At 74.1% G+C, this 24,895-nt stretch carries 22 protein-coding genes; 10 read left to right on the top strand and 12 right to left on the bottom strand.

All coding sequences use genetic code 11. From position 1 onward, the window contains the following. Position 1 precedes the first annotated feature (1 nt). Positions 2-649 (bottom strand): TetR/AcrR family transcriptional regulator, encoded by a 648-nt coding sequence (locus ABD973_RS02630; RefSeq protein ID WP_345498148.1) that lies wholly within the window; start codon positions 647-649, stop codon positions 2-4. Between the two features lie 157 nt (positions 650-806). Here ABD973_RS02630 and ABD973_RS02625 point away from each other — a divergent pair, with 157 nt between their 5' ends. Then, positions 807-1,958 carry an agmatine deiminase family protein gene (locus tag ABD973_RS02625; RefSeq protein WP_125595961.1) on the top strand — a complete coding sequence of 384 codons (1,152 nt, stop codon included), beginning with the start codon at positions 807-809 and terminating at the stop codon, positions 1,956-1,958. A gap of 76 nt (positions 1,959-2,034) precedes the next feature. On the opposite strand, the gene ABD973_RS02620 is transcribed toward ABD973_RS02625, so the two are convergent. Next, positions 2,035-2,547 carry a hypothetical protein gene (locus ABD973_RS02620; RefSeq protein ID WP_241253459.1) on the bottom strand — a complete coding sequence of 171 codons (513 nt, stop codon included), beginning with the start codon at positions 2,545-2,547 and terminating at the stop codon, positions 2,035-2,037. A gap of 83 nt (positions 2,548-2,630) precedes the next feature. Next, positions 2,631-3,389, bottom strand: a complete 759-nt coding sequence (locus ABD973_RS02615; protein ID WP_125823412.1) for a hypothetical protein — start codon at positions 3,387-3,389, stop codon at positions 2,631-2,633. Between the two features lie 231 nt (positions 3,390-3,620). Here ABD973_RS02615 and ABD973_RS02610 point away from each other — a divergent pair, with 231 nt between their 5' ends. Next, positions 3,621-4,946, top strand: coding sequence for a polysaccharide deacetylase family protein (locus ABD973_RS02610; RefSeq protein ID WP_125595966.1), 1,326 nt, complete (start codon positions 3,621-3,623; stop codon positions 4,944-4,946). A 120-nt stretch (positions 4,947-5,066) separates the two neighbouring features. Here ABD973_RS02610 and ABD973_RS02605 read toward each other — a convergent pair whose 3' ends face one another. Further along, positions 5,067-7,190, bottom strand: a complete 2,124-nt coding sequence (locus ABD973_RS02605; RefSeq protein ID WP_345498142.1) for a transglycosylase domain-containing protein — start codon at positions 7,188-7,190, stop codon at positions 5,067-5,069. A 269-nt stretch (positions 7,191-7,459) separates the two neighbouring features. Here ABD973_RS02605 and ABD973_RS02600 point away from each other — a divergent pair, with 269 nt between their 5' ends. From ABD973_RS02600 to ABD973_RS02580, 5 genes are all read left to right on the top strand, one after another. Then, on the top strand, positions 7,460-8,611 hold the full coding sequence (locus ABD973_RS02600) for an amidase domain-containing protein (RefSeq protein ID WP_125823414.1): 1,152 nt from the start codon (positions 7,460-7,462) through the stop codon (positions 8,609-8,611). A 285-nt stretch (positions 8,612-8,896) separates the two neighbouring features. After that, positions 8,897-10,309, top strand: a complete 1,413-nt coding sequence (locus tag ABD973_RS02595; RefSeq protein ID WP_345498139.1) for a family 2B encapsulin nanocompartment shell protein — start codon at positions 8,897-8,899, stop codon at positions 10,307-10,309. Between the two features lie 98 nt (positions 10,310-10,407). Continuing rightward, a complete protein-coding gene (locus ABD973_RS02590) occupies positions 10,408-11,793 on the top strand; it encodes a family 2 encapsulin nanocompartment cargo protein terpene cyclase (protein WP_345498137.1) in 1,386 nt (461 codons plus the stop codon). A 14-nt stretch (positions 11,794-11,807) separates the two neighbouring features. Then, positions 11,808-12,695, top strand: coding sequence for a geranyl diphosphate 2-C-methyltransferase (locus ABD973_RS02585; protein ID WP_206436601.1), 888 nt, complete (start codon positions 11,808-11,810; stop codon positions 12,693-12,695). A 133-nt stretch (positions 12,696-12,828) separates the two neighbouring features. Then, positions 12,829-13,551, top strand: coding sequence for a hypothetical protein (locus tag ABD973_RS02580; RefSeq protein ID WP_125823417.1), 723 nt, complete (start codon positions 12,829-12,831; stop codon positions 13,549-13,551). An 88-nt stretch (positions 13,552-13,639) separates the two neighbouring features. On the opposite strand, the gene ABD973_RS02575 is transcribed toward ABD973_RS02580, so the two are convergent. From ABD973_RS02575 to ABD973_RS02545, 7 genes are all read right to left on the bottom strand, one after another. Next, entirely contained in the window at positions 13,640-14,944 is a 1,305-nt protein-coding gene (locus tag ABD973_RS02575; protein ID WP_345498134.1) for an MDR family MFS transporter, read from the bottom strand. Next, on the bottom strand, positions 14,944-16,038 hold the full coding sequence (locus ABD973_RS02570; protein WP_125595988.1) for a PLP-dependent cysteine synthase family protein: 1,095 nt from the start codon (positions 16,036-16,038) through the stop codon (positions 14,944-14,946). The genes ABD973_RS02575 and ABD973_RS02570 overlap by 1 nt, the downstream gene beginning before the upstream one ends. A 123-nt stretch (positions 16,039-16,161) precedes the next feature. Then, positions 16,162-16,527, bottom strand: coding sequence for a hypothetical protein (locus ABD973_RS02565; protein ID WP_125823419.1), 366 nt, complete (start codon positions 16,525-16,527; stop codon positions 16,162-16,164). Between the two features lie 202 nt (positions 16,528-16,729). Next, positions 16,730-17,137, bottom strand: coding sequence for a hypothetical protein (locus ABD973_RS02560; RefSeq protein ID WP_125823420.1), 408 nt, complete (start codon positions 17,135-17,137; stop codon positions 16,730-16,732). A gap of 103 nt (positions 17,138-17,240) precedes the next feature. Then, entirely contained in the window at positions 17,241-17,744 is a 504-nt protein-coding gene (locus ABD973_RS02555; protein ID WP_425586114.1) for a universal stress protein, read from the bottom strand. Between the two features lie 129 nt (positions 17,745-17,873). Further along, positions 17,874-19,322 (bottom strand): sensor histidine kinase, encoded by a 1,449-nt coding sequence (locus tag ABD973_RS02550; protein ID WP_345498126.1) that lies wholly within the window; start codon positions 19,320-19,322, stop codon positions 17,874-17,876. Continuing rightward, positions 19,315-19,992 carry a response regulator transcription factor gene (locus tag ABD973_RS02545; protein ID WP_345498124.1) on the bottom strand — a complete coding sequence of 226 codons (678 nt, stop codon included), beginning with the start codon at positions 19,990-19,992 and terminating at the stop codon, positions 19,315-19,317. Before ABD973_RS02545 ends, ABD973_RS02550 begins: the two co-directional genes overlap by 8 nt. Positions 19,993-20,128: 136 nt before the next feature. Here ABD973_RS02545 and ABD973_RS02540 point away from each other — a divergent pair, with 136 nt between their 5' ends. From ABD973_RS02540 to ABD973_RS02530, 3 genes are all read left to right on the top strand, one after another. Further along, positions 20,129-20,716 carry a hypothetical protein gene (locus ABD973_RS02540; RefSeq protein WP_125823422.1) on the top strand — a complete coding sequence of 196 codons (588 nt, stop codon included), beginning with the start codon at positions 20,129-20,131 and terminating at the stop codon, positions 20,714-20,716. A 148-nt stretch (positions 20,717-20,864) separates the two neighbouring features. After that, positions 20,865-21,065: a hypothetical protein gene (locus ABD973_RS02535; RefSeq protein ID WP_345498122.1), complete on the top strand. Its 201-nt coding sequence runs from the start codon at positions 20,865-20,867 to the stop codon at positions 21,063-21,065. Positions 21,066-21,145: 80 nt separating this feature from the next. Next, positions 21,146-23,209 carry a SpoIIE family protein phosphatase gene (locus ABD973_RS02530; RefSeq protein WP_125823424.1) on the top strand — a complete coding sequence of 688 codons (2,064 nt, stop codon included), beginning with the start codon at positions 21,146-21,148 and terminating at the stop codon, positions 23,207-23,209. An 18-nt stretch (positions 23,210-23,227) separates the two neighbouring features. Here the strand turns inward: ABD973_RS02530 and ABD973_RS02525 are convergent, their stop codons facing one another. After that, entirely contained in the window at positions 23,228-24,868 is a 1,641-nt protein-coding gene (locus tag ABD973_RS02525; RefSeq protein ID WP_345498120.1) for a PucR family transcriptional regulator, read from the bottom strand. Positions 24,869-24,895 lie beyond the last annotated feature (27 nt).

Below are 24,895 nucleotides of genomic sequence, written 5' to 3'. Positions count from 1 at the left end.
CTCAGGACCCGGCGGCGAGCGTGCGGAGCAGCGTACGCAGCACCGGGCCCGGGTCGACCTCGGCACCCAGCGACTCCACGGCGGCCAGGCCGTCGACGGCGGCAGCCACGGCCTCGCCCAGCAGGCGCGGGTCGACGCCCCCGCCCCGCTCCTCGGCGAGCACCTCGAACAGGGCGGTGAAACAGCCCCGCCAGCGCCGGTACTCGGCCTCCAGGGACGCGCGGACCCGGGAGTCGTTCAGGGCGTGCCAGTGCAGCGCCGAGTGGAGGTGGGAGAGTTCCGTGCCCTCGGGCCGGGAGAGCAGCCCGACCACCCGCTCGGCCCGCTCGGCGAAGGACCCCGGCGCCGCGACGGCGTCCTCCAGCGGGAGGATCCACTCGGGGCGCATGTCCGCGACGACCGCGAGGACCAGATCGGTCCGGTCCTGGAAGTGGTAGTGGCACATCCCGTGCGACACGCCGCTGAGGGCCGCCACGTTCCGGGTGGTGAAGCGCTCGCTCATACCGCCCGCGAGGAGGGTCCGCGCGGCTGCGATCAGCCGTGCCCGGGTCTGCTCGCCCTTGGCCGAGACCCGGGTACGGCCCGCGCCCGCCCCCGCCGGCGCGGGGGGCGGGGAGAGGTCCGGGGAGTCCTTCGCGGAAGCAGCCATGGCGTCACTCTAGTCAGCCTCCCGCACCCCACCTGCGCCTTTCCCGGAACCTCCGGAACGGTCCTGCCAGAACTATTGACCGAGCGCTTGGCCAGTTTTAGCTTTCCGGTCACCCCCGCACCGCCGCGGGGGAGTCGGAGACCCGAAGGAGATCCCCATGAGCGACCACGCAGCCGGTCCGCCCCGCCCGGGCATGGACAGGCGCCGCTTCCTCACGGCCGCGGGCCTCGCCGCCGCCGGCGCCGCCGTCACCGCCGCCGCACCGGCGTCGGCCCGGCCCGCCGCCCGTCCGGCCGCCGCGGGCGCCTTCCGCGTCCCGATCGAGGACGTACGCCACACCCGCACCTGGATGGCCTGGCCGGACAGCACCGCGATCTGGGGGAGCAAGCTCTCCGGCGTCCAGTCGGACATCGCCCTGATCGCCCGCACCATCGCCAAGTACGAGCCGGTCCACCTGTGCGCCAACTCCGGCAGTGCCGCCCGCGCCCGCTCGCTGTGCGGCCCCACCGTCACCGTCCTCACCTCCATCCCCGTCGACGACTGCTGGATGCGCGACTCCGGCCCGGTCTTCCGTACGGACGGGGCCGGCGGCCTGGACGCGGTCGGCCTGAACTTCAACGGCTGGGGCAACCGCCAGGCCCACGCCAAGGACGCCCTGGTCGCCGGGCGCGTCGCCGCCTACACCGGGGTCCCGTTCACCAGCGCGGCCCTGGTCGGCGAGGGCGGCGCCGTCGAGCAGGACGGCGCGGGAACCCTCATGGCCACCCGCAGCAGCCTGGTCAACGGCAACCGCAACCCGGGGATGTCGCAGGCGCAGATCGAGGCCGCGCTGTGCACCGCGTACGGCGCCTCCAAGGTCATCTGGTTCGACGGCGTCCGCGGCCAGGACATCACCGACGACCACGTCGACGCGACCTCCCGCTTCCTGGCGCCCGGCAGGGCCCTGGTCCAGATGCCGCTCGCCACGGACACCGACGCCTACGCCAAGGACGCCCGGCAGCAGTACCAGATCCTGTCCGCGGCGACCGCCGCGAACGGCACCCGCATCTCGGCGGACCAGCTCCAGGGCCCCGACTACTACAAGATCCGCTCGACCAACCCGGACTTCCTCGCCTCCTACGCCAACTACTACGTCTGCAACGGCGCGGTGATCTCCGGCCAGTTCGGCGACACCCGCGCGGACACGGCCGCCCGGGCCACCCTCGCCCGGCTCTTCCCCGGCCGCGTCGTCGAGCAGCTCAACATCGACCGCCTCGGCACCGGCGGGGGCGGCATCCACTGCGTCACCCAGCAGCAGCCGGCCGCGTAACCCGCCGGCGACCCGCCCGGCCGGCGCCCGCCGGGGTGCGGCCGGGCGGGTACCGGGGCCACCGCGTCACCGCCCCTCAGTAGCGCAGGGCCGTACCGGTCTCCGCCCGCACCGTGCCGGACAGCCCGTGCGTACTGCGCGCCGTGCCCGTCCCCGTACCGTGGCCGGCGACGTCCGTGACCGTGACCACCACGGTGTCGAGGAGCTTGCCGCCCTCGTCCTTGAACTCGACCTGCACCGCGAAGGACTTCTGCTCCCCGTCGGTGTTCCGTACGGTCACGGGAACCGTCGTACGGCCCTCCGCGTCCGTGGCGACCGGGCCCAGGGACACCTGGCCCGAGGCGTCCACCCCGTCCTTCACCCCGGCGAGCTTGTCCTTGGCGACCGCCGCGGCGGACTCCGCGGCCCGCGCGGCGTCGGCTGCGGCGGACGAGACCGCCTCGCCGGCCGACTTCACCGCCGCCGCTGCGCTCGACACCGCACCGGAGGGGGTGCCGCCGCCGTCCGAACAGCCCGCGGCACCGAACGCCAGCACCACCAGCACCGCGCCACCCGCCGCACCACGCGCCCACGCGAACGCCGCCATCATGCCTCCCAAGCTGTTCCGGGCCTCCCAGTCAACGCCCCCAAGGCGCGGACGCCCACCGCAGGAGGCAACCGGGTGACGCGCGGCTACGCCGGCAGGGCGCGGGCGAGCGCCGTCATCACGATCCTGGTCTTGGTGTCGCCGGTCGGGGGAAGGGCGAGGCCGCGTGCGCGCAGGGCCCCTTCGAGCAGGTCCTGGGCGTCCGCCGCGTCCTCCACGTCCGCGCGTACCGAGACCTCCAGGAACCGCAGCCCGCCCTCGGTGGTCCACTCCTCGACGGCCACCGCCCGGGGCAGCTCCTCCCACTCCTGCTTCCACTTGACTGCGTGCACCGGCCCCAGCGCCGTCAGCCCGCCGAGCCCTCCGTCCGCCGGCCCGGCGGCGCCCAGCAGCTCCAGCTGCTCCTCCACCAGCAGCCGGCCGGGCGAGCCGGGGTCGAGGGAGGCCGCGAAGCCCACCCCGGCCTGCAGCGAGGCCGCCACCACGGGCTTGAACGCGGGCGCCGCCCGGTCCTCCTCGATCCGGTACTCCCAGTCCTCGCCCTCCCGCCCCTCCAGCCAGCGCGGCGGCAGCCCGGGACACGGACGCAGCTTGACCGTGACGTCCGCCTCCTCCTTCGAGCCGTGCCCCTCCCGGTCCCGGCGCAGCCGCAGGATGACGCCGTGCTCCAGGAGCGGCAGGTCCACCTCCGCCCCGGAGGTCCTCACGGGCCTGTCCCAGAAGTGGACGGACCGGCGCCGGCCCTCGTCGCGGTCGAGACCGAGGGCGTCGAACGCCGCCGCGGCCTCCGTCCCGGCAAAGCTGACCTTGATCTCGGCGGCCTCGGCCGTGGGGGGCTGCGTCATGCTGCCGTTATCGCCCGAAGACACCCGGGGTCCGGCGGGCCACACCGCCGGACCCCGGGATTCACCCGAGTGCCGCACACCCGGTGCCGCGAACGGCCTCCGGGCTGTGGATCGGCTGTGAAAGGGTGTTCCGCGGGGGGTGTGGTACGGGTGGTGTGCCAACAAGTTCTATATTCGTACGAAGCATCCACGCGCGGCCCGGCTGCGGAGATTCAGGGGGGTACGACCGCGATGGCCGAGACCGACGCCGCCGGCAGCGCACGGGCGAAGTCCCGGACGGCCCGCAAAGCACGCCGCAAGACCCGCAACCGCAAGCGCCTGGGCATAGCCGGCGCCGTCCTCGTCGTCGGCGGGGCCGCCACCGCGTTCGCGGTCGGGTTCTCGGGCTCCTCCGACGCCCAGCGCGACGCGCGCCTCGCGGCCCCGGCGGGCGCGGGCGGCGTGACCGGCGGCCCGGGCTTCGGCAAGGGGCCGAAGCCGAACTGGGACGGCAAGGTCGAGGTGCTGGGCGACGGCTCCACCTCCTACACGGGGCCGCAGCCGGGACAGCTCAAGCCCGAGAAGCTGAAGCCGGGCGAGAAGCCGCCGCAGTTCGTCGTCTTCTCCTGGGACGGCGCCCTGGAGGGCGACGACCACCTCTTCTCGCACTTCCGCCAGGTGGCCAAGCAGAACAAGGCCCACATGACCTTCTTCCTCACGGGCATCTACCTCCTGCCCGACGCGAAGAAGAACCTCTACCGCCCGCCGCAGCACGGCCAGGGCTCGGCCGCCATCTCGTACCCGACCGCCCCGCACGTGAAGACCACGCTCCAGCAGCTGCGCGGGGCCTGGACCGACGGCAACGAGATCGGCTCCCACTTCAACGGGCACTTCTGCGGGCCCAAGGGCGGCGGGGACTGGAGCCCCGAGGAGTGGAAGAGCGAGATCGACCAGGCGTACGGCTTCATGAAGGCCTGGAAGACCAACACCGGCTTCAGCACCGAGGCGCCCCTGCCCTTCGACCCGGACCGGGAGGTGGTCGGCGGCCGCGCGCCCTGCCTGGAGGGGCAGAAGAACCTGATCACCGCGATCAAGCCGTACGGCTGGCGCTACGACGCGAGCTCCTCGGGCGACTTCCAGCTGTGGCCGTCCAAGATCGACGGCATCTGGAACTTCCCCCTCCAGCTGGTCCCGCTCCAGGGCAAGGAGGTGCAGGTGCTCTCCATGGACTTCAACTTCCTCTACAACCAGTCCGGCGACAGCACCCAGGGCGACCCGGCGAAGTTCCCCGCGTGGCGGGACCAGGTCCGCGGCTCCTACATGAACGGCTTCAACCGCGTCTACAACGGCAGCCGGGCCCCGATGTTCATCGGCAACCACTTCGAGGACTGGAACGGCGGCATCTACATGAAGGCCGTCGAGGACGTGATGAAGGACGTCTGCAACCGCCAGGACGTGCGCTGTGCCTCGTTCCGCGAGGTGGCGGACTGGATGGACGCCCAGGACCCCAAGGTCCTGGCCCAGCTGCGGATGCTCGACCCGGCGCAGGCGCCGGACTGGAAGGCGGTCGTCAAGTAGGACCGCGGGACGCGGAAGGCGCAGGGGCCGGGCGGCACACGCCACCCGGCCCCTCCGTCGTGTCCGGTCCCTGCGCCGTTCCCGGCGCCCGGGCCGTTTCCGTCCGCTTCCGGGCCCCGGCTACTTCACGGCTTTGGCGTAGTCGGCCCACAGGTCGACCGCCCGCGCGCTGCCGGGCCTGGTGGGGGCGTCGCCGCCCAGCCCGGTCAGCGGCAGCGGGATCAGGTCCAGCAGCGACATCCGGTAGACCACCACCGCCGTGGTCTCCTGCGCGGTGCTCCCGACGAACCAGCCGGCCGTGTTCGCCGAGGTCGTGCCCGTCTTGCCCGCCGCGCCCGGCTGCGCCTTGGCGGCGGACTTCGCCGAACCCTCGCTGACGGCCGAGCGCAGGGCCTCCGTCACCGTGCGGGCGGTCTTCTGCGACATCGCCTTGACCGCCTTCGGCGGGTCCAGCGGCACGGCGGCGCCGGCCCGGGTGGCCGAGCGCACCGAGTAGGGGTCGGTGTGCATGCCGTCCGCCGCGAAGGTCTGGTAGGCGCCGGCGATCCGGATCGCGCTGGGCTTGGAGTTCTCCCCGAGGGCGAAGGTGGGGATCCGCGGCCCGAGGCTCGACGGGAGCAGCCCGGAACGCTCGGCGTAGGCCTCCACCCTGTCGACCCCGACGTCGATGCCGAGCTGGAGCATGGGGGTGTTGACCGAGTTGGCGACCGCCTGCTGGAGGGTGATCTGCCCCCAGCTGCGGTCGCCCTCGTTGTGCCCCTTGAGCACCTTCCCGCTGCGGTCCCAGTACGGGCCCTCGGGCGTCTGCACCGTCGCCTGGTCGTTGCCGTCGTACATGCTGGAGGACGAGACGGGCGTACGGGCCTGGCCGCGCGTGCGCACCACGCCGTCCTCCAGCGCGGCGGCGTAGACGAAGGGCGTGAACACCGTCCCGGCCGGGATCGTGGTCGCGTTCGCCTCGTTGAAGCCCTGCTTCAGGTAGTCGGGGCCGCCGTAGACGGCCAGCAGCCGGCCGTCGCGGGCGACGCTGGCCGCGCCGACCTTCGCGAACTTGTCGGTGTCGGGCCGCTTCTCGGGGTCGAAGTCCTTCTGCGCCTGCTGGACCGCGGCGGTCAGCGCCGCCATCCGGTTCTTGTCGAAGGTCGTGTAGATCTGGTAGCCGCCGAGGTCGAAGTCGGACTCCTTCAGGTGCCCGGCCTTGATCGCGTACGCCTTGGCCATCTCCACCAGATAGCCGTTCTGCGCTCCGGGCATGCCCACCAGGGAGGCGTCCGAGGGCTCCGGGAACTTCGTGTAGGTCGCGCGCTCGGCGGCGGAGAGCCGGCCGGTCTCCACCATGCGGTCCAGGATCCAGCTCCAGCGCTCGACGGCGCGGGCGTGGTTCTCCTTGCCGAGCGAGGGGTCGAACAGGCCGGCCCCCTTGAGGAGCGAGGCCAGGAAGGCGCCCTCGCTGGCGTTCAGCTGCGAGACGTCCTTGCCGTAGTACGCCTGGGACGCGCGCTGGATGCCGTAGGTGCCGCGCCCGAACCAGCTGGTGTTGAGGTAGTCCTCGAGGATCTGCTTCTTGCCCGCGCGGCTGTCCAGCTTCACGGCGAGCAGCAGCTCCGTGAACTTCCGGGACAGGGTGCGGTCCTGGTTGAGGTAGGCGTTCTTCACGTACTGCTGCGTGATGGTGGACCCGCCCTGGGTCTCACCGCCCGTCAGCGCGGCGCGCACGGCGCGCAGCACGCCGGAGGGCGAGACGCCGGGATCGGAGTAGAAGCTGGCGTTCTCGGCCGCCAGGACGGCCCCCTGGACCTTCTCGGGCACCTTCTCCAGCGGCATCTCCTGGCGCTGGACCCAGCCCGTGCGGGCCATCGTGGACCCGTCGGACCAGTAGTAGACATTGTCCTGCTGTGTCGCGAAAGAGTTGAGGTCGTCGGGTATGTCCGTTGTGGCGTACGCGATTCCGACGAAGCCGACCATGCCGACGAACAGGTACAGAACGGCTCCGAGCCACTGGCGGCCCGAGGGTATCCACCTGCGCCAGCCGCTGCGCCCCGGCCGCGGGTACGCCGGACGCAGGCGCCGCAGCGCCGGGCGCGCCTTGGCCACGACCGGGCCGAGGACCGGCGCGAGGCGGCTCGCCAGGCCGGAACCGGAAGCCGCCCGGCGGCTCCCGGACTTCCTGCGGCGGCCGGCGGGGGCCGTGCCGGTGCCCTTCGGGGCCGCGCGCCTGCCCCGTGATCGCCCTCTCGAGGACATGTCCTGCCTGCTCACTCCGTATGCCCCCCGTACTCCGCTGCCACGTACACCCTAGATGCATTTCCTGTGAAGACGGTGAGGAGGTGGTGGGAACCGGAGCGCCGTCCGGGCGCGTCTCGCGATGCGGAAGCGGAGTCGTGGCGGCCGGCTTGCGGAACGATCATTGCCGGGCAACCGGGGACGAAACGGAACGCGGCCACAGCATCGCCCAGTTGTGCGAAGATTCCGTCCTCCCGGTCCGTGTGGACCGGGTGACAAGGGGATGCACAGTGATACCTAAGAGGTTCAGGCTGGCCGCCATCGGGGCCCTGACCGTGGCCATAGCGTCCGGCAGCCTGTTCGCCTACTCCGCGAGCGCGGGCACGACGGAGGAAGCCGACCGCGCCACCGCGGACGCCTTCGGCCGCATAGCCGACGACGTCCTCTCGCAGCGCACGCAGGCCCTGGTCGACGGCCACGTGAAGCACCGAGACGCGGCGCCTTCGTCCAAGAGGAAGGCCCGCCTGTCGGACAAGCTGAAGAAGGACGAGGACGCGGCGATCGCGTCGCTCAAGTCCCGCAAGACCCGCCTCGCGGAGCTCGGTGAGGCCTACACGGCCGCCGACACCCGCGTCGTGGTGGAGAAGGCGACCATCACCGGCGGCAAGGCGACCGTCCAGGTCACCGAGCAGACCACGCTCACCTACAAGAAGGTGCGCGGGGACGAGCCGGAGACCACGGACTTCAAGACGCGCTACGAGCTGACGCTGACGGGCAAGAAGGGCGGCTCCTGGGAGCTGAACTCCATCAAGTCCCAGGACAGCGCCAACGCCCCCGTCGCGGTCAACGAGCCGGTCGCCGCCAAGGTCGCCGCCACCGTCAAGGACGACGGCAACCAGTACCCGGACGGCACGCCCGCGTCCACGAAGTACCCGGCCCCGGCGCCCAAGCCCAAGACGCTGACCGGCGGCGCGTACGACTACAACGCCATGGCGAAGTACGCGGAGAAGTACTGGAGCAACTACAACCCGGCCTTCCGCAAGTTCAACGGCGCCGGCGGCGACTGCACGAACTTCATCAGCCAGTCGCTGCAGGCCGGCGGCTGGAAGCCGGTCCCGGGCACCTCGTCGGACTACCGCAACTGGTGGTACGACGGCACCCGCCAGTCCGACTCCTGGGTCGGGGCGAACGAGTGGGCCTGGTTCACGCTCTCCAACGAGCGGGCCGCGAACCTGGCGAACGTGTACCAGATGGACATCGGCGACATCCTTCAGGTTGACTTCAACAAGGACGGGTCCAAGGACCACTCCATGATCGTCAGCTACCGCAGCCGTGCGGGGATGCCGTACCTCACGTACCACTCCACCAACACGTACCGGAAGTCGCTCGCGAGCATCATCGCGTCCTACCCGGACGCGCGCTACTTCGCGTACCGCACCTGACGGTCGGCCTCCTGAGCCCCTCCCGCCGGCGGAACACCCGTCGGCGGGAGGGGCTTCCGCATGCCCGGACCTGGCCGGAACCCGTGGTTTTCCGCGCCAAACCTCCCGGCCATCAAGATCACTGCATTGAGGTAATGCCCCTGGCATTTCAAGGTCATCCGAGCGGAGCGGCGGTTACTGTCACTCGGGATCTGGACGGATTCCGGAAATTCGCCCTTCTTTTTCCTTTTCACCGGTGACGTGCGCTTATGTCCGTCGCCGAGCTTACGAAGGAGAGCTCGTCGCATGACCGTTGACACCAGCCCGGAAGCCCAGCTGGATCCGCCGCAGCAGTCCAGCCTGAGCACGGCGGCCGCCCGCAACCTTGCCAGCACGACCAAGTCCGCCCCGCAGATGCAGGAGATCACCTCCCGCTGGCTGCTGCGGAGCCTGCCCTGGGTCGAGACCAAGGGCGGCACCTACCGGGTGAACCGCCGGCTGAGCTACACCGTCGGCGACGGGCGGATCGAGTTCGTCCAGGACGGCGCCTCGGTCCGGGTGATCCCCCAGGAGCTCGGCGAACTCGCCCTGCTGCGCGGCTTCGACGACGTGGAGGTGCTGACCGCGCTCGCCGGCCGGTGCGTCCAGCGCGACTTCCGGGCCGGCGAGGTGCTCGTCGAGCGCGGTGCCCCCGCCGACCAGATCCACATGATCGCCCACGGCCGGATCAGCCAGACCTCCCTCGGCAAGTACGGCGACGAGGTGGCCATCGCCACCCTCGCCGACGGTGACCGCTTCGGCGAGAACGCCCTGCTCGACGGCGACGCCGGCTGGGACTACACCGCCACCGCGGAGACCCCGGGCACCCTGCTGACCCTCTCCCGCAGCGAGTTCGCCGCCGTCCTGGCCTCCGCTCCGACCCTCCAGGCGCACATCCAGGAGTTCAGCTCGCTGCCGCAGCAGCGGCAGAACCGTCACGGCGAGGCCGAGATCGCCCTGTCCGCCGGCCACACCGGCGAGTACGAGCTCCCCACCGCCTTCGTCGACTACGAGCTCAACCCGCGCGAGTACGAGCTCTCCGTCGCGCAGACCGTCCTGCGCGTCCACACCAGGGTCGCCGACCTCTACAACGGCCCGCACAACCAGACCGAGGAACAGCTCAGGCTCACCATCGAGGCGCTGCGCGAGCGCCAGGAGCACGAGCTGATCAACAACCGCGAGTTCGGCCTCCTCCACAACGCCGACTTCAAGCAGCGGATCCAGACCCACTCCGGCCCGCCCACCCCGGACGACCTCGACGAGCTGCTCTGCCGCCGCCGCGGCACCAGGTTCCTCTTCGCCCACCCCAAGACGATCGCGGCGATCGGGCGCGAGTTCAACGCGCGCGGGCTCTACCCGGACCACGTCGACGTCGGCGGCCAGCAGGTCCCGGCCTGGCGGGGCGTGCCGATCCTGCCCTGCAACAAGATCCCGATCAGCAAGGAGAACACCAGCTCCATCCTCGCCATGCGTACGGGCGAGGACAACCAGGGCGTCATCGGCCTGCGGCAGACCGGTCTGCCCGAGGAGTACGAGCCCGGCCTGTCGGTGCGCTTCATGGGCATCAACGAGCAGGCGATCATCTCGTACCTGGTCACCACCTACTACTCCGCCGCCATCCTGGTGCCCGACGCCCTCGGCGTCCTGGAGAACGTGCAGATCGCCCGCAGGCGCGACTAGAGGACCTGCCCACCGGCCGCGACCCCCGGCACGCCCCGGGGCAGGCCGAGCACGCCCGGGATCCGGGCCACCTCACCCACCTCACCAAGGAGTCACGGATGCCCGATCCCGGGCCTTCCCCTCTGCAGTCGAGCCTGCCTTCCGCCGCCGCCCACTTCGGTGCGCACGTCCTCGCCCAGACCCTGAGCCTGGGCCGGGCACCGGCAGGCACCCCGGTCGCGGAAGCCGCCGCGGCCGAGGCCGTCCCCGAGGCGGCCCTCGCCGCGACGCCCGTCGTCACGGCCCCCGCGGCCACCCGCTCCGCCCTGCCGTCCGCGCCCGTCCTGCCCTTCGGCACCCGCACCCCCGCCGCGGCCGCTCCCGCTCCCGCGGCGGCGGGAGAGGGAACGGTACGGCAGGCCGGCGAGGCACTGGAGCGGATCATCCGCGGACCCAGCGGCCTGGGCACGACGGCCCTGCACCTCGCCCCGTACACGGAGCCGCCGGCGCCCGCCGCCCCGGTGGACGCCCTCCACATCCCCGGCCTGTACTACCACCCGGTCCCGGAACCCGACCCGGCGCGGGTGGCCGAGCTCAGCCGCCGGATCAAGGCCTGGGCGCTGGACGAGGTCCAGCTCTACCCGGACGACTGGGAGGGCGAGTTCGACGGCTTCTCCACCGGCCGCTACATGGTCGCCTGCCACCCGGACGCCCCCACCATCGAGCACCTGATGGTCGCCGCCCGGCTGATGGTCGCCGAGAACGCGGTCGACGACATGTACTGCGAGGACCACGGGGGGTCGCCCGTCGGCCTCGGCGGCCGCCTGCTGCTGGCGCACAGCGCCCTCGACCCGCTGCACACCACCGAGGAGTACCGGCCGCGGTGGGCGGAGTCGCTGCACGAGGACGCCCCCAGGCGCTCCTACCGCTCCGCCATGGAGTACTTCGTCCAGCAGTCCACGCCCTCCCAGGCCGACCGCTTCCGGCACGACATGGCCCGGCTGCACATGGGGTACCTCGCCGAGGCCGCCTGGGCGCAGACGGACCACATGCCCGAGGTGTGGGAATACCTCGTGATGCGGCAGTTCAACAACTTCCGGCCGTGCCCGACCATCACGGACACCGTCGGCGGCTACGAACTGCCCGCCGACCTGCACGCGCAGCCCGCGATGCAGCGCGTCCTCGCACTCGCCGGCAACGTCAGCACCATCGTCAACGACCTCTACTCCTACACCAAGGAACTCGCCAGCCCTGGGCGCCACTTGAACCTGCCCGTGGTGATCGCCGAACGCGAGGGGGTCTCCGACCGGGAGGGCTACCTCAAGGCGGTCGAGGTCCACAACGAGCTCATGCACGCCTTCGAAGCCGAGGCCGCCGCCCTGGCCGCCGCCTGCCCCGTACCGAGCGCGCTGCGCTTCCTGCGGGGGGTGGCCGTATGGGTCGACGGCAACCACTACTGGCACCAGACGAACACCTATCGCTACAGCCTGCCCGATTTCTGGTAAGGACGGACTTATTCGTGACCAGCACTGATCTCACCACCACCCCCTCCGTCGGCTCCGTGCTCATCCCCGCGCCGACGACGCCCTACCAGGGCGACATCGCCCGTTACTGGAACAACGAGGCCCGCCCCGTCAACCTCCGCCTCGGCGACGTCGACGGTCTTTACCACCACCACTACGGCATCGGCGACATCGACCGCGCCGCCCTCGGCGACACCGAGGACAGCGCGTACGAGAAGAAGCTGATCGCCGAACTGCACCGGCTGGAGTCGGCCCAGGCCGAGCTGCTCCTGGACCACCTCGGTCCGATCACCCGCGACGACACCCTCGTCGACGCCGGCTGCGGCCGCGGGGGCTCGATGGTGATGGCCCACCAGCGCTTCGGGTGCAAGGTCGAGGGCGTCACCCTCTCGGCCAAGCAGGCCGACTTCGCCAACCAGCGCGCCCGCGAACTCGGCATCGAGGACCACGTCCGCGCCCGCGTCTGCAACATGCTGAACACGCCCTTCGAGACGGGCCGGGCCGCGGCCTCGTGGAACAACGAGTCGAGCATGTACGTCGACCTCCACGACCTGTTCGCCGAGCACTCCCGGGTCCTGTCCGTCGGCGGCCGCTACGTCACCATCACCGGCTGCTGGAACCCGCGTTACGGCCAGCCCTCCAAGTGGGTCTCGCAGATCAACGCGCACTTCGAGTGCAACATCCACTCCCGCCGCGAGTACCTGCGGGCCATGGCCGACAACCGTCTCGTCCCGCAGGCCGTCATCGACCTGACCCCCGACACGCTGCCCTACTGGAAGCTGCGCGCCACCTCCTCCCTGGTCACCGGCATCGAGGAGGCGTTCATCAAGTCCTACGAGGACGGCTCCTTCCAGTACGTCCTGATCGCCGCCGACCGCGTCTGACCAGGCTCTGAGCGGGCCGCTCCGACCGAGCCCGCCCGCGGACGCCAGGGGCCGGGACCGTCAGCCGACGGACCCGGCCCCTGACGGGCATGTGACCATGGCCCCCGGTACATCCGCACCACCTGGGGGAAGCATGTCCACCCGCACCACCGCAGCGCGCGCTCTCGCCGCCGCACTCGCCGCACTGATCGTCCTGACCGGATGCACCTCGCCGGACAAGGACCCGAAGGCGGCGGGCGGTTCGGGCTCCCCGGCGGCCGTGGCGGCGCCGCCCGCACCGGCCGGCGCCGGAGCCGGGTACGAGGGGCCCCGCCCCCAGGACCAGAACCTGCTGGCCTGGACCGGCGACCCGAACGACGCGGGCCACGTCACCGCCCAGTCGGCGGCGGGCGTCGGCGGACGCGTCACCCTGGTCCGGATTGTCCTGCGCCAGGAGATCACCTGGTCGAACATCTGGCTCGGGCTGGCCGGGCTCGATCCCAACGCCCAGCTCTCCCACTGCTACGTGGGCGTGTACGACGCCACCGGCACCCTGCGCGCGGCCAGCCCGGACATCTCCCCCCAGCTGATGACCGACCCCGTGGCCAAGCCGCTGGCCCTCGCCAAGCCGTTCACCGCCGCCCCCGGGACCTACTTCATCGCCCTTCTGCTCAACGGCAACTGGGCCACCAACGCCCTCACCCTGAAGTCCACCGGCGCCGGCATCTCGGTCAACGCGGGCCTCACGCCCCCCAACCTGCGCTACAGCACCCTGCTGACCGGCCAGAACTCCCTGCCCGCCAGCGTGAACCTCGCCGAGCAGTCCACCAGCACCATCAACACCGGCTGGGCCAGCCAGTGGTACGGGATCTCCTGAGCCCCCGCCCCTCCTGAGCGCCCCCGCCCCGTGCCCGCCGCCCGCCCCGTGCCCGCCGCCCGGCCCGAGCCGGGCGGCGGGCACGGGTTCAGGCCGGCACGGGCTCGGCGCGGGGCGCGCGGCCGGGCGGGGCGAGGCGGCCCGTGCGGTCGAGGCCGTACAGCGCGGCGGTGCACCCGAGGCCCAGGACGAACAGCGCCAGCCAGGGCAGCGCCGACATCCCGGCGGCGCGGGCCGCGTCCAGCGCCGCCCCCGTGAGCAGGTTGCCCACGGCGATGCCCACCCCGCACACCGTGTTGTACAGCCCGTAGTGCGTGGCCACCAGGCGGTCCCCGCAGAGCCGGACGATGGTGTCCATCTCGAACGGGTACGCGATCATGGTCCCGACGGCCAGCAGCAGCGCCGCCAGCACCGGCGGCACCGCCGCCAGCAGCCGGGTCCCCAGCTGCGACCCGGGCACGGGCAGTGCCGTGGCCGCCAGCAGGGGAAGGAACGCCGCCCCCATGGCCAGCAGCCCCCAGGCCAGGGCCCTGCCCGGCTCCAGACGGGCCTTGCACCAGGCGGTGACGCGGGTCTGGAAGAGGATCGTGCTGAGCCCGGAGACCGCGAAGAGCACCGCCACCGCGGCCGTGCCGAAGCCGCCCTCGCCGCCGACGCGCCGGACCTCCAGCGGCAGCGCCATGTAGACCTGGAAGGTCATCACGTACGAGCCGATCATCGCCACGGAGAACAGCAGGAACGGCCGGTTGGCGAGGATCCCGCGCCACTGGACGAGCACCCCCTCCCGGGGGCCGTCGGCCCGCTCGCCGGCGTCGTTGCCCCGGCGGGCGGGCAGGGCCCGGACCTGCACGATGCTCAGCACCGCGAAGATCCCGGCCGCGACCAGGCAGGTGACGCGGAAGTCGACGCCCGTCAGCACCATGCCGACCAGCGGGCCCAGCAGGATGCCCGCCTGGTAGAAGACGTTGAACAGGGCGAAGGCCTCCACCCGGCGCTCTCCCGCGTCGGCCGCCAGGTAGGCCCGGGTGGCCGGGTTGAACAGCGCCCCGGCCAGCCCCGTCGCCGCGGAGGCTGCGATCAGCGCCGGGACGGAGTCGACCAGTCCGAGGGTCGCGAACCCGGCGATGCGCAGCGCGAGCCCGGTGATGATCATCGGCTTGTAGCCGAGGCGGTCGGCGAGGGTGCCGCCGATCAGGAACATGCCCTGCTGGCTGAAGTTGCGCACGCCGAGGATCAGCCCCACCGTCCAGCCGGCCAGCCCGAGCGGGCCGGCCAGGTGCGTGGCGAGGTAGGGCATGAGCATGTAGAAGCCGAGGTTGATGGTGAACTGGTTCACCATCAGCAGCTGGACGCTGCGCTCGTACGTGCGGACCTGCGCGAGGGTGCCCTTCATCAGGCGGGAACCTCCGAGGCGCGCAGGGCCAGCGGGTCCACCACGCTCGCGCAGCGCGTCCAGCGGGTGACCTCCTTCTCGTCCAGCCGGCCGATCGTCTCGGGCTCCGCGGCCGGCGGGGAGTCCAGCAGCCCGTGCGCGGCGCAGTAGTCGTCGTCGTACACGGTGCCGAGGTAGCGCTGCGGCCCGTCGGGGAACACCGCGGCGATCCGGGTGTCCTCGGGCAGGGTCCGGGCCAGCCAGCCGGCCACGAGGGCCACGGCGCCGACGCTCCAGCCGCCTGCGGCGTAGTGGGAGGCGGCGAGCTGGCGGCAGGTCCACACGGCCTCGCCGGGGGCGACCCAGTGCACCTCGGAGAACTGCTCGTAGGCCACGTTGCGCGGATAGATGCTCGAACCGAGGCCGCGCATCAGGCGCGTGCGCGCGGGCTGGCCGAAGATGGTGGAGCCGACGGTGTCCACGCCCACCAGCTTCAGCTCGGGGTAGAGCTGGCGCAGGACGCGGGAGACGCCCGCCGAGTGCCCTCCGGTGCCGACGCTGCACACCAGGACGTCGATGTGGTGCAGCTCGGTGGCCAGTTCGAGGGCCAGCGGGGTGTAGGCGGTGGTGTTGTCCGGGTTGTTGTACTGGTCCGGGCACCAGGAGCCGGGGTGCTGGGCCAGCAGCTGGGTGACGCGGTCGCGGCGGGCCTGCTGCCAGCCGCCGGTGGGGTGGGGTTCGGAGACGACGTTGACCTGGGCCCCGTACGCCGTCAGCAGGCGGGTCATCGACGATTCCAGGCCCGGATCGGTGACGAGGGTGACGGGGTGCCCGTGGACCATGCCGGCCAGGGCGAGGCCGAGGCCGAGGGTGCCGCTTGTGGACTCGATGATCCGGGCGCCCGGCTTCAGTTCGCCCCGGGCGCGGGCCCTTTCGACCATGTGCAGGCCGGGCCGGTCCTTGATGCCGCCGGGGTTGAAGCCCTCGAGCTTCGCCCAGAAGCCGCGCCCCGCCGGGGCCAGTGGCTCCGACACGCGCAGCAGGGGGGTGTTGCCGACCAGCCCGGAGAGGCCGGAGCGGGCGGGAGGAGTGACGTCGGTGGCCGAAGAATGCATTGTTCCGCTCTCGTTCGATGGTGCGTCGGTGGTCGCGCTCGTGGGAAATGCCGAGCCGGGGCAGGGCAGGGTCCGCCCGTTGGGGCATACGTCAGCCGTTGCGAACGGGCTTACGGGAGCGGACTAGAGCCGCCATCGACAGACGATGGTCAGAGTGGAACGTCCTGAGCGGGCGACGGCGGGCCCGTCGGAGCCCGCGGGAGCCGCCCGGGCGGCCGTCGCAGCGGCGGCCGGCGGCGCGCAGGGCCGTGCGGGCCCGGCCGACAGGGGGATCGGCCCGGGGCCGGCGGGGACCGGGTCGGAGGCGGCGCAGCCGGCGCCGTGGCCGGGATGCGGGTGTGCGTGGCCCAGGGGCTCTGCAGGCGCTGTCGGCCCGGGCTCCAGCGCGGCTCCGGCGGTGGGCGAGCCGGAGGAGACGTCGGTGTGCCCGTGCGAGGAGCAGGCGAGGGCCGCGAGGAGCAGCGCGCCGAGCATCCCGACGACCAGCACGCGATACCAGGGCGAACCGGGATGTAAGGGTCGGGTGTGGCGGTGGGTGGGCAAGGTTCCTCCATGCGGCGGGCACCCCTGGGCCCGTGCGGGCGGAGGGTGGTGGGGATCGCGGGACGGACCCGGAAGGATCCCGGGTCTGGGCCGTGTCTTCCGGATCCTGCCGGGCGGCGCGGGTCAGGCAGGATCCGGAAGAGACGGCCTACACCTGGAGGACGGCGGAGGGCGCTGGGGGTGCCGGGGGGACGGCTCCGGCCGGCCGGCGGACCGGGCCGGGGTGGCCGGTGGCGCTCCGGGGGGCCGCGGGGACGGGCCGGGTGGCGTCTGCCGGGGAGGTGGCGGCCGTGTCCGCGGGGGTGGCCGTCCGCGGCGCCGGGGGAGCACAGTCGTGGACCGGATGGGTGGGGGCGTGGTGGTCGGCGGGAGCCGCCGTGGCGGGCGTCGCGGCCGTCCGGGCGGCCGATGCCGTGAGGGTGGTGTGGGCGCCGCCGTGCGATCCGGCGCCGTGCGCGCAGAGCAGGCCGAGCAGCAGCAGGGTCAGCCCGAGCAGGTGCGGCAGGCCCGCGGAGGTGCGGGTCCGCGGCGTGCGCGAGGACCTGGCTGTGACCACGCCGTGATCTTAGCTCGTCCCCCGCGTGAGGGGCGGACCCGAACCGGACAATCGCCGACCGCTTCCCGGCCGGTGTCCGCCGGCGCGGGGCCGCCCGGCGGGGTCAGCCCGCCAGCTCCCGCGCGTCCAGCCGCAGGCGCCAGGCGTTGCGGCGGCGCACGGCGTGCAGCTGGGCCTCCAGCGGGTTCGGCGGCACGGCGAGCACGGGGCACGGCGCGTGCGCCAGGCAGTGGCGGGCCACCGAGGGCCACAGCGCGCCCAGCGGCCGGTACCGCCGGCCCGCGCCGACCACCAGCAGGTCGTCCGTGTCCCGGGCAGCGTCGGTCAGGACGGCCCGCGGGGTGCCCCGTACGATCTGCGCCTTCAGGGGGACGCCGGGACCGCCGGGCCCGAAGGCGGTGACGAGGGCGTCGCGCAGCCGGGCGGCCGCCGCGTCGCGGTACTCGGGGTAGGTGTCGCAGACGCAGGAACCCCGGCTGCCCAGGCCCCCGCGGGGCGGCTGCCAGGCCAGCACCGCCCACAGCCCGGCCCCGCGCAACCGGGCCTCGTCGGCGGCCCGGTGCAGGGCCGTCAGACTCCCGGGCCCGCCGCTCACACCCGCAACCACCCGCCGTTCGTCCACCGCCGGCCCCTCCCGCGTCGCGCCGCCAACCGTCCGGACTCCATTGAACGCCCGCCGACGCCGCCCGTACGTCAGCGGTGCGTATGGACCCGGTTGGCGGGCGTCAGGTTCCCGTCAGGAAACGGCCGCCGCGGGCAGGACGGCCCGCAGGCGGGCACCGCGGTCCGACGGTTCGGCGGTGAGGGTGCCGCCGTGGTGGGCGGTCAGGTCGCGGGCGATGGCCAGGCCCAGGCCGGCGCCGCCGTGGTCGCGGCTGCGGGCGTCGTCGAGCCGGGTGAACCGCTCGAAGACCCGCTCCCGGTCGGCGGGCGGGATGCCGGGGCCGTCGTCGAGCACCTCCAGTACGGCCGTCCGGGCCCCGTCGGCGGTCGCGGTGCGCAGGAGGACCTCGACCCGGCGGTCGGCGAACCGCTGGGCGTTGTCGAGCAGGTTGGTGACCACGCGGGTCAGCCACAGCTCGCTGCCCTCCACCTCCACGCCGGCCTCCAGCCGCGTGCGTACGGGGACCCGGTCGCCGTGGCGCGCCTCCACCGCGGACCGCACCACGTCGCCCAGGTCCAGCCGGGCCGCCACGAGGGGCTGGGCGGCGTCGATCCGGGCCAGCAGGAGCAGGTCCGAGGCCAGGTGCTGGAGCCGCTCGGTGTCCTCCAGCGCCCCGCCGATCAGCTCCGGCCACAGCTCCGGGTCTCGGACGGCGAGGGCCACCTCCAGCTGGGTGCGCAGCGCGGTGAGCGGGCTGCGCAGTTCGTGCGAGGCGTCGGCGATGAACCGGCGCTGGCGGTGCCCGGAGGACTCCAGCCGGTCCAGGGTGGCGTTCATGGTCTCGGCGAGGCGGGCCACCTCGTCCCGGGTGGGGGGTACCGGGACCCGGCGGTGCAGGTCCCGGTCGGTGATCTCGGCGACCTCCGCGCGGATCGCCTCGACGGGCCGCAGGGCGCGGCCGGTCACCCGCCAGGTGACCAGGGCCACCGTGGCGAGGAGCAGCGGCCCGCCGACCGCGAGCGCGGCGGTGGTGGTGTCGTCGGCGGCGTCCACGTCGCGCAAGGAGGTGCCGACGTACACGGTGACCAGGCCCTGCGGGGTGTCCGTGGTGACCTGGACGACCCTCAGCCGGTGTTCGCCGCCGAGCGGCCTGACCCGCCAGGTGTGGAAGGCCGTTCCGGGGCCGGCCGGCCCGCCGGGGCCGAGCGCGGGCGCGCCGGCCAGGTTGGGGGTGGCCCGCAGCACCCGGCCGCGGGCGCCCACCACCTGGACGAAGTCGGCGCCGGGCAGCGGCGCGCGCATCCGGTCCAGCCCGCCGGCGGCGGCCAGCCGGGCGATGGTGAGCGCCTGCCGCTCGGCGTCGCGCTCGGCGTTGCGCAGCAGGTTGGCCCTGAGCAGCCCGAGCAGGGCGAACGAGGCCAGGGCGAGGGCCGCCGCCACGACGACGACGGCGCCGGCGGTGGCCCGTCCACGGACGGTGGCGGGCCCGAGCCGCCGCAGCAGGCGGCGCAGGGGTCCGCGTACGCGGCCGGGCGGGCGGCGCACCGCGCCGGTCCCGGCCGGAGCGGGCGCCTCAGCCACCGTCGGCCGCCAGCCGGTAGCCGGCACCGCGCACGGTCTCCAGGGCGGACCGGCCGAACGGCGCGTCGATCTTCCGGCGCACCGCGCTGACGTGCACCTCGACCACGTTCGGATCGCCGTCGAAGGCGCTGTCCCAGACCTGTTCCAGGATCTCCCGCTTGGGCACCACCTCGCCGGCGCGCCGGGCCAGGCACTCCAGCACCGCGAACTCGCGGGCGGTCAGCCGTATCTGCGTCCCGCCGCGGGAGCACAGGTGGCGCGCGGGATCGACCAGCAGGTCGCCGAACTCCATGGCCCGCGGGCCGCGGCGGCCCGTGCGACGGCCCAGGGCGCGGAGGCGGGCGACGAGGACGAGGTAGGAGAAGGGCTTGGAGAGGAAGTCGTCGGCGCCGGTGTCCAGGGCCTCGGCCTCGTCGTACTCGCCGTCCTTCGCCGTGAGCATCAGGATCCCGGACTCGTTGCCGGCGGCGCGCAGCCGGGCGCAGACGCGGTAGCCGTTGAGGCCGGGCAGCATGATGTCGAGCACGATCAGGTCGTAGTCGTGCTCGCAGGCCATCCACAGGCCCTGCGGCCCGTCGTGGGCCACGTCCACCGAGAAGCCCTCCGACCGGAGCCCCCGCTGGAGGGCGAGCGCCAGCCGTCGTTCGTCCTCCACCACCAGTACGCGCATGCCGACCAGGGTCTCAGGTGGGGTGCGGGCTTTGCTGAAGGGGTCTTCAGGCGGCTTCAGGTGGGCTTCAGCATGGCCCCGGCATGCTCGGCGACGAGCCGGGTGTGGTGCCCGGTTGTGCCTGAGGAGTGCCGGTATGTCTGAGTCTTTGCCGCCGTCCGAGCAGCCCGAACAGCCGTCGGAGCAGCCCGTCGAGCAGCCCGCGAAGCCCGCGCGCAAGGGGCTGGGCGGCGTCGTCCCCCGGGGCACGGGCGCGCGCTGGGCGGTAGCCGTCGGCGCGGCCGCGGTGATCGTGGGCGGCGGGGCGACAGCGGTGGCCGTGGCCGCGCACCACCACGGCCACGCCGACCGGGCCCGCCACCTCGTCCGCCCGGAGCCGGGCCGCCCGCACGCCCCCGAGGGCGCACACAAGGCCGGCCCGAAGGTCCGCGACGGCGCCGGCCCCGCGCGCGGCGGCTTCGCCGGGCACGCCCCGGCGCACGGGCAGGCGCCCGCGCCGCTGCCGGCCCTGCCCATCGGCCAGGCGGCGGAGAAGGCGGCCGCGGCGGTGGAGGGAGGCAAGGTCGAGGGCCTGCGCGCGGTCGCCCAGCAGGGCGGCGGCAGCGCCTGGCGCGCGGTGGTCCTCGGCCCGGACGGCGTCCGCCACGCGGTGACGGTCTCCGGCTCGGACGGCACCATCACCGCCAACACCCCGCTGAACGGCCGGGGCGCCTCCGCGCGGTAGGGGGTGCCAGGCCCGGCAGGCCCCGCAGCGGCCTGGGATTCCGTCCGCCCCCGGGCGACGCGTGCGCCGGCGGGGTGGTCCCGGTACGGCTGCGCCCCGCCCGGGCCGCCCGCGCCCCGGGCGGTGCGCTCCGCGTGAGGGACGGGGGATGACCGTCTTCCGGTGTGCCAGCTGCGGTACGGCCGTCACCGCCGAGGTCGAGGAGGTGCCCCTCCCGGAGCGGGAGGGACCGCTGCCCTGCGAGGCCGAGGGCGAGCGCCCGCCACGGATCCCGCCCGGCCGCTTCGCCCGGCGCCAGATCGTCCTCGAGCCGCGCCGGGTGGTCGCGCGGGACGGGCCCGCGCCGTGATGTCCGCTCCGCCGATGGCGCGCAGAATGTAGGGGAGCGGCGCGCGTCCCCCCGCGCGCCCGGGGCAGAGGAGGCTTCCCGTGCCGTCGGAGCAGGCGCGGGGCCCGGGGGCCGCCGGTCCGATCCGGTCGGAGCCGGGGTCCCTGCTGGAGCACGTGCCCGTGGCCGTCTTCGGCATGGACGCCGACGGCCGGATCCGCTTCTGGGGGCCCGGCGCGCAGGAGCTCTTCGGGCACGAGGCGGCCGACGTGCTGTCCCGGCCCGCCGCCGCCCTCTTCCCCGAACCCCCCGCGGGGACCCCCGGCTCGGCCGCGCGGCTGACGGAGCGGGCCCGCACCCTCGGGTACTGGCGGGTGCGGCTGCCGGCCCTGCACCGCGACGGCTCCGTCTTCGACTGCGGGTTCCGCGTCTTCCCGGTGGCCGGCAGCGCCGACGACCCGGTGGTCATGGGGCTGGCCAGCCGGGGGGACGAGCTCGACCGGGTGAAGACCAACCTCGCCTTCCTCGACGCCCTCTTCGAGACCTGCCCCATCGGCCTGGTCATGCTCGACCAGGACCTGCGCTACGTCCACCTCAACCAGGCCCTGGCCGACATGGACGGCCTCCCCGTCGCCGCCCACCTGGGCCGCGCCACCGACGAGATCATGCTCACCTCCGACGACGGCGAGTTCCAGCGCATGCTCCGCGCCGTCGCCGAGGAAGGCCGCCCCCTGGTCGACGCCCTGGTGGGGATGCGCACCCCCGGCCGCCCCGACCGCGACCAGGTGCGCTCGGTCAGCCTGTTCCCGCTCAGCCGGGCCGGGGAGACCCGCCCCGGCGTGGGCGGCCTGCTGGTCGACGTCACCGACCGGGAGCGCGCCCTGCTGGAGGCCACCGCGGCCCGCCGGCGGCTGGCCCTGCTGGACCGGGCCGCGGCCCGCGTCGGCACCTCCCTGGACGTGGACACCACCGCCCGGGAACTGGTCGAGGTGGCCGTACCGGACTTCTGCGACGGCTGCGTGGTCGAGCTGGTGGAGTGGATGAACCCCGCGGAGGCCTTCGACCCGCGGCTGCCCCTGTTCACCCGCCGTATCGCCTCCGGCACCGTCCTGCCGCCGCCCGCGCCGGAGCTGGTGGCCGGCCTGGAGCGGGTGGAGTACCCGGCAGGCTCCGGCATCCACCGCATGCTCGCCGGCGGCCGCCCGCTGTGCGTGGGGGTCGACGAGGAGTTCGCGGCCGGGGCCACCGACCGGCCCGGCCGCGCCCGGCTGCTCCTGGAGAGCGGCCTGGACCGCATCGTGATCGCCCCGCTCGTCGCCCGGGGCACGGTGCAGGGCATCGCCATGTTCGGACGTTCCCGCGCCCGCCCCGACTTCACCGAACAGGACCTGAGCCTGGCCGGGGAACTCGCCTCCCGCGCCGCCCTGTGCCTGGACAACGCCCGCCTCTACAGCAGGGTCCAGGACATCGCCCTCACCCTCCAGCGCGCCCTGCTGCCGAGCGCCCTGGCCCGCAGCGAGCACGTGGCCATCGCCCACCGCTACCTGCCGGGCAGCCGGGCCACCGAGGTCGGCGGCGACTGGTACGACGTGATCGAGCTGCCCGGGGACCGGGTCGCCCTCGTCGTCGGCGACGTCATGGGACACGGGGTGCCCGCCGCCGCCTCGATGGGCAGGCTGCGCATCACCGCCAAGGCGCTGGCCCGCCACGGCCCGGAGCCCGAGCGGATCCTCGGCGAACTCGACGCGTGCGCCCGGGAGTCCGGCATCGAACTGGCCACCTGCGTCTACGTCGAGTACGACCCGCACACCGGCCGGGCCCGCATCGCGAACGCCGGCCACCCCCCGCCCCTGCTGCGCCGCCCCGACGGCACCGTCGAGACCCTCGGCGGCGGACTCGGCGTCCCGCTCGGCGTCGGCGGGGTGCCGTTCCGCTCGGAGGGCGCCCGTCTCCCCGACGGTGCCGTCCTCGCGCTCTACACCGACGGGCTCGTCGAGGCCCGCGGCCAGGACATCGAGACGGGCCTGGACGCCCTGCGGAAGCGGCTCGCGGCGGTCGGGGGCCCCTTGGAGGAGGAGGTGGACCGGGTCCTGTCGGCCATGGTCCCCGACGCGGCCACCGATGACACGGTCCTGCTCCTGGCCCGGATCCGGCACGCGCGGTGAGCGGGGCCGGTGCGGGAATCAGTCCATGCGCAGGGCCGCCGCGAAGTCCATCTTGTCCTCCAGCCGGGCCAGGTCCCGCCCGGTCAGCGACTCGATCCGGCTGATCCGGTACCGCAGCGAGTTCACGTGCAGGTGCAGGGCCTCCCCGCAGCGCGCCCACGAGCCGTCGTGCTCCAGGAACGAGCGCAGCGTCGGGACCAGTTCGCACTGGTGGCGCCGGTCGTACGCGTGCAGCGGCGCCAGCAGCCGGCGGCTGAAGGCCCGCCTGACCTCGGCGGGGAGCAGCGGCAGCAACGACATGACGTGCGCCGCCATGTCCCCGGTGCCGCACACGGCGACCGCCTCCGCCTCCGGGCCGGCCGCCGCCCGGCGGGCGCCGCGGGCCTCCGCCAGGGTGTGCCGCAGGTCGTCCGGCTCGGCCACCGGGTCGCCGAGGCCGAGGCTCAGCCGTTCCCCGCCGCGCAGCCCGCGCGGCAGCGCACCGCCCGCGGCCTCCCGGACCGCCTCCGCGGTCAGCTCCCCGCCCGGGGCGACCCGTACGAAGGCCACGGCCTCGCGCCCGTCGAGCGCGGCGGCGAGCCCGATCCGCCGGGCGGCGCCCGGCCCCAGGCAGGCGGGGTGCAGCAGCACCTCCTCCAGCAGGCCGCGCACCGGCGAGGGCCCGTCGCCGCCCGGTACGCCGTCCAGCCGGGCCGCGACGGCCTGCCAGCGGCCCCCGTCGCCGGGCGCCTCCGCCGCGAGCCGCCCGGCGGCGTCCCGGACCTGGTCGCGCGCCCCGGTGCCCCTCCCGCCGGAGTCCAGCAGTCCGAGCAGTCGGCCGGCGGCCCGCCGGCGCGCGGTGCGGTCGGCGTCACGGCCGCCGCGCTCCACGGCGATCAGCCCGGCCAGCCGTTCCACCAGGCCGATGCGCTCGTCGTGCCAGTCCCCGCTGTCGGCCTCCACGGCGACGGCCCAGTCGGTCAGCGCGGGCCCGGCCCCCGGCGCCGACCGCACCGGGAACAGCGAGTAGGGCACCCCGTGGGCGGCCGTGCGGTGCGGGGCGCGCCGGCCGGAGCGTTCGGCGGCCAGGAACCGCCCGGCCAGGGTGGTGGCCGTCCGCTCCGGCAGCGGCGGCCGGGCGCCGGCGATCAGCCGCCCGGTGGGGGACAGGACATGGGCCCGCAGGTCCAGCTCGGACAGCAGCAGGTCCAGGAGCGCCCCGGCCCCGGCGCCGCTGCCGGGCCGGGGCGCCATCAGCCGCCGGTGCCGGTCCACCAGCGCGGCGAGGTTCCCGACGCGGGCCCCGCTGCGGCCGCGCGCCACGAACTCGGCGACGGGGCCGAAGGGCACGTCCACGCCGACCGCGAACAGCGGCAGCCCGTGCCGCTCGCAGGCCCGCACCAGCTCGTCCGGGACGTTCCCGAACTCCGCCTCGCCCGCCCCCAGCGCGACGGCGCCCGCCTCCAGGACGATCCGTACGAAGGCGTCGGCGCGCCCGAGGTCCGGCCGCAGCCAGACCAGCCCCGACAGCACCAGGTCGCCCGGGGAGACGAACCGCCCCGGATCCGGCAGGTCGATGGTCACGGCGGCGAGCACGGGCCGCCGGAGCCCCTCCTCGCCGCCGACGAGGTACCGCAACGGCGCCGGGCCGCCGGAGAGGATCACATCACGCAACTGCATGGCGACAGCCTGCCATGCGTGATCAAA

It is taken from the genome of Streptomyces racemochromogenes, from assembly GCF_039535215.1.
Lineage (GTDB): Bacteria > Actinomycetota > Actinomycetes > Streptomycetales > Streptomycetaceae > Streptomyces > Streptomyces racemochromogenes.
Note: the sequence above shows the minus strand (reverse complement) of the source record. Positions and strands in the feature narration are given on the sequence as shown.

Excerpts from the sequence above, each read along its gene's own strand:
- ABD973_RS02620 (WP_241253459.1), bottom strand. The coding sequence starts at position 2,547 with ATGATGGCGGCGTTCGCGTGGGCGCGTGGTGCGGCGGGTGGCGCGGTG.
- ABD973_RS02535 (WP_345498122.1), top strand. The coding sequence starts at position 20,865 with ATGACCGTCTTCCGGTGTGCCAGCTGCGGTACGGCCGTCACCGCCGAG.
- ABD973_RS02595 (WP_345498139.1), top strand. The coding sequence starts at position 8,897 with ATGACCGTTGACACCAGCCCGGAAGCCCAGCTGGATCCGCCGCAGCAG.
- ABD973_RS02525 (WP_345498120.1), bottom strand. The coding sequence starts at position 24,868 with ATGCAGTTGCGTGATGTGATCCTCTCCGGCGGCCCGGCGCCGTTGCGG.
- ABD973_RS02570 (WP_125595988.1), bottom strand. The coding sequence starts at position 16,038 with ATGCATTCTTCGGCCACCGACGTCACTCCTCCCGCCCGCTCCGGCCTC.
- ABD973_RS02630 (WP_345498148.1), bottom strand. The coding sequence starts at position 649 with ATGGCTGCTTCCGCGAAGGACTCCCCGGACCTCTCCCCGCCCCCCGCG.
- ABD973_RS02605 (WP_345498142.1), bottom strand. The coding sequence starts at position 7,190 with ATGTCCTCGAGAGGGCGATCACGGGGCAGGCGCGCGGCCCCGAAGGGC.
- ABD973_RS02580 (WP_125823417.1), top strand. The coding sequence starts at position 12,829 with ATGTCCACCCGCACCACCGCAGCGCGCGCTCTCGCCGCCGCACTCGCC.
- ABD973_RS02545 (WP_345498124.1), bottom strand. The coding sequence starts at position 19,992 with ATGCGCGTACTGGTGGTGGAGGACGAACGACGGCTGGCGCTCGCCCTC.
- ABD973_RS02625 (WP_125595961.1), top strand. The coding sequence starts at position 807 with ATGAGCGACCACGCAGCCGGTCCGCCCCGCCCGGGCATGGACAGGCGC.
- ABD973_RS02575 (WP_345498134.1), bottom strand. The coding sequence starts at position 14,944 with ATGAAGGGCACCCTCGCGCAGGTCCGCACGTACGAGCGCAGCGTCCAG.
- ABD973_RS02610 (WP_125595966.1), top strand. The coding sequence starts at position 3,621 with ATGGCCGAGACCGACGCCGCCGGCAGCGCACGGGCGAAGTCCCGGACG.
- ABD973_RS02540 (WP_125823422.1), top strand. The coding sequence starts at position 20,129 with ATGTCTGAGTCTTTGCCGCCGTCCGAGCAGCCCGAACAGCCGTCGGAG.
- ABD973_RS02590 (WP_345498137.1), top strand. The coding sequence starts at position 10,408 with ATGCCCGATCCCGGGCCTTCCCCTCTGCAGTCGAGCCTGCCTTCCGCC.
- ABD973_RS02615 (WP_125823412.1), bottom strand. The coding sequence starts at position 3,389 with ATGACGCAGCCCCCCACGGCCGAGGCCGCCGAGATCAAGGTCAGCTTT.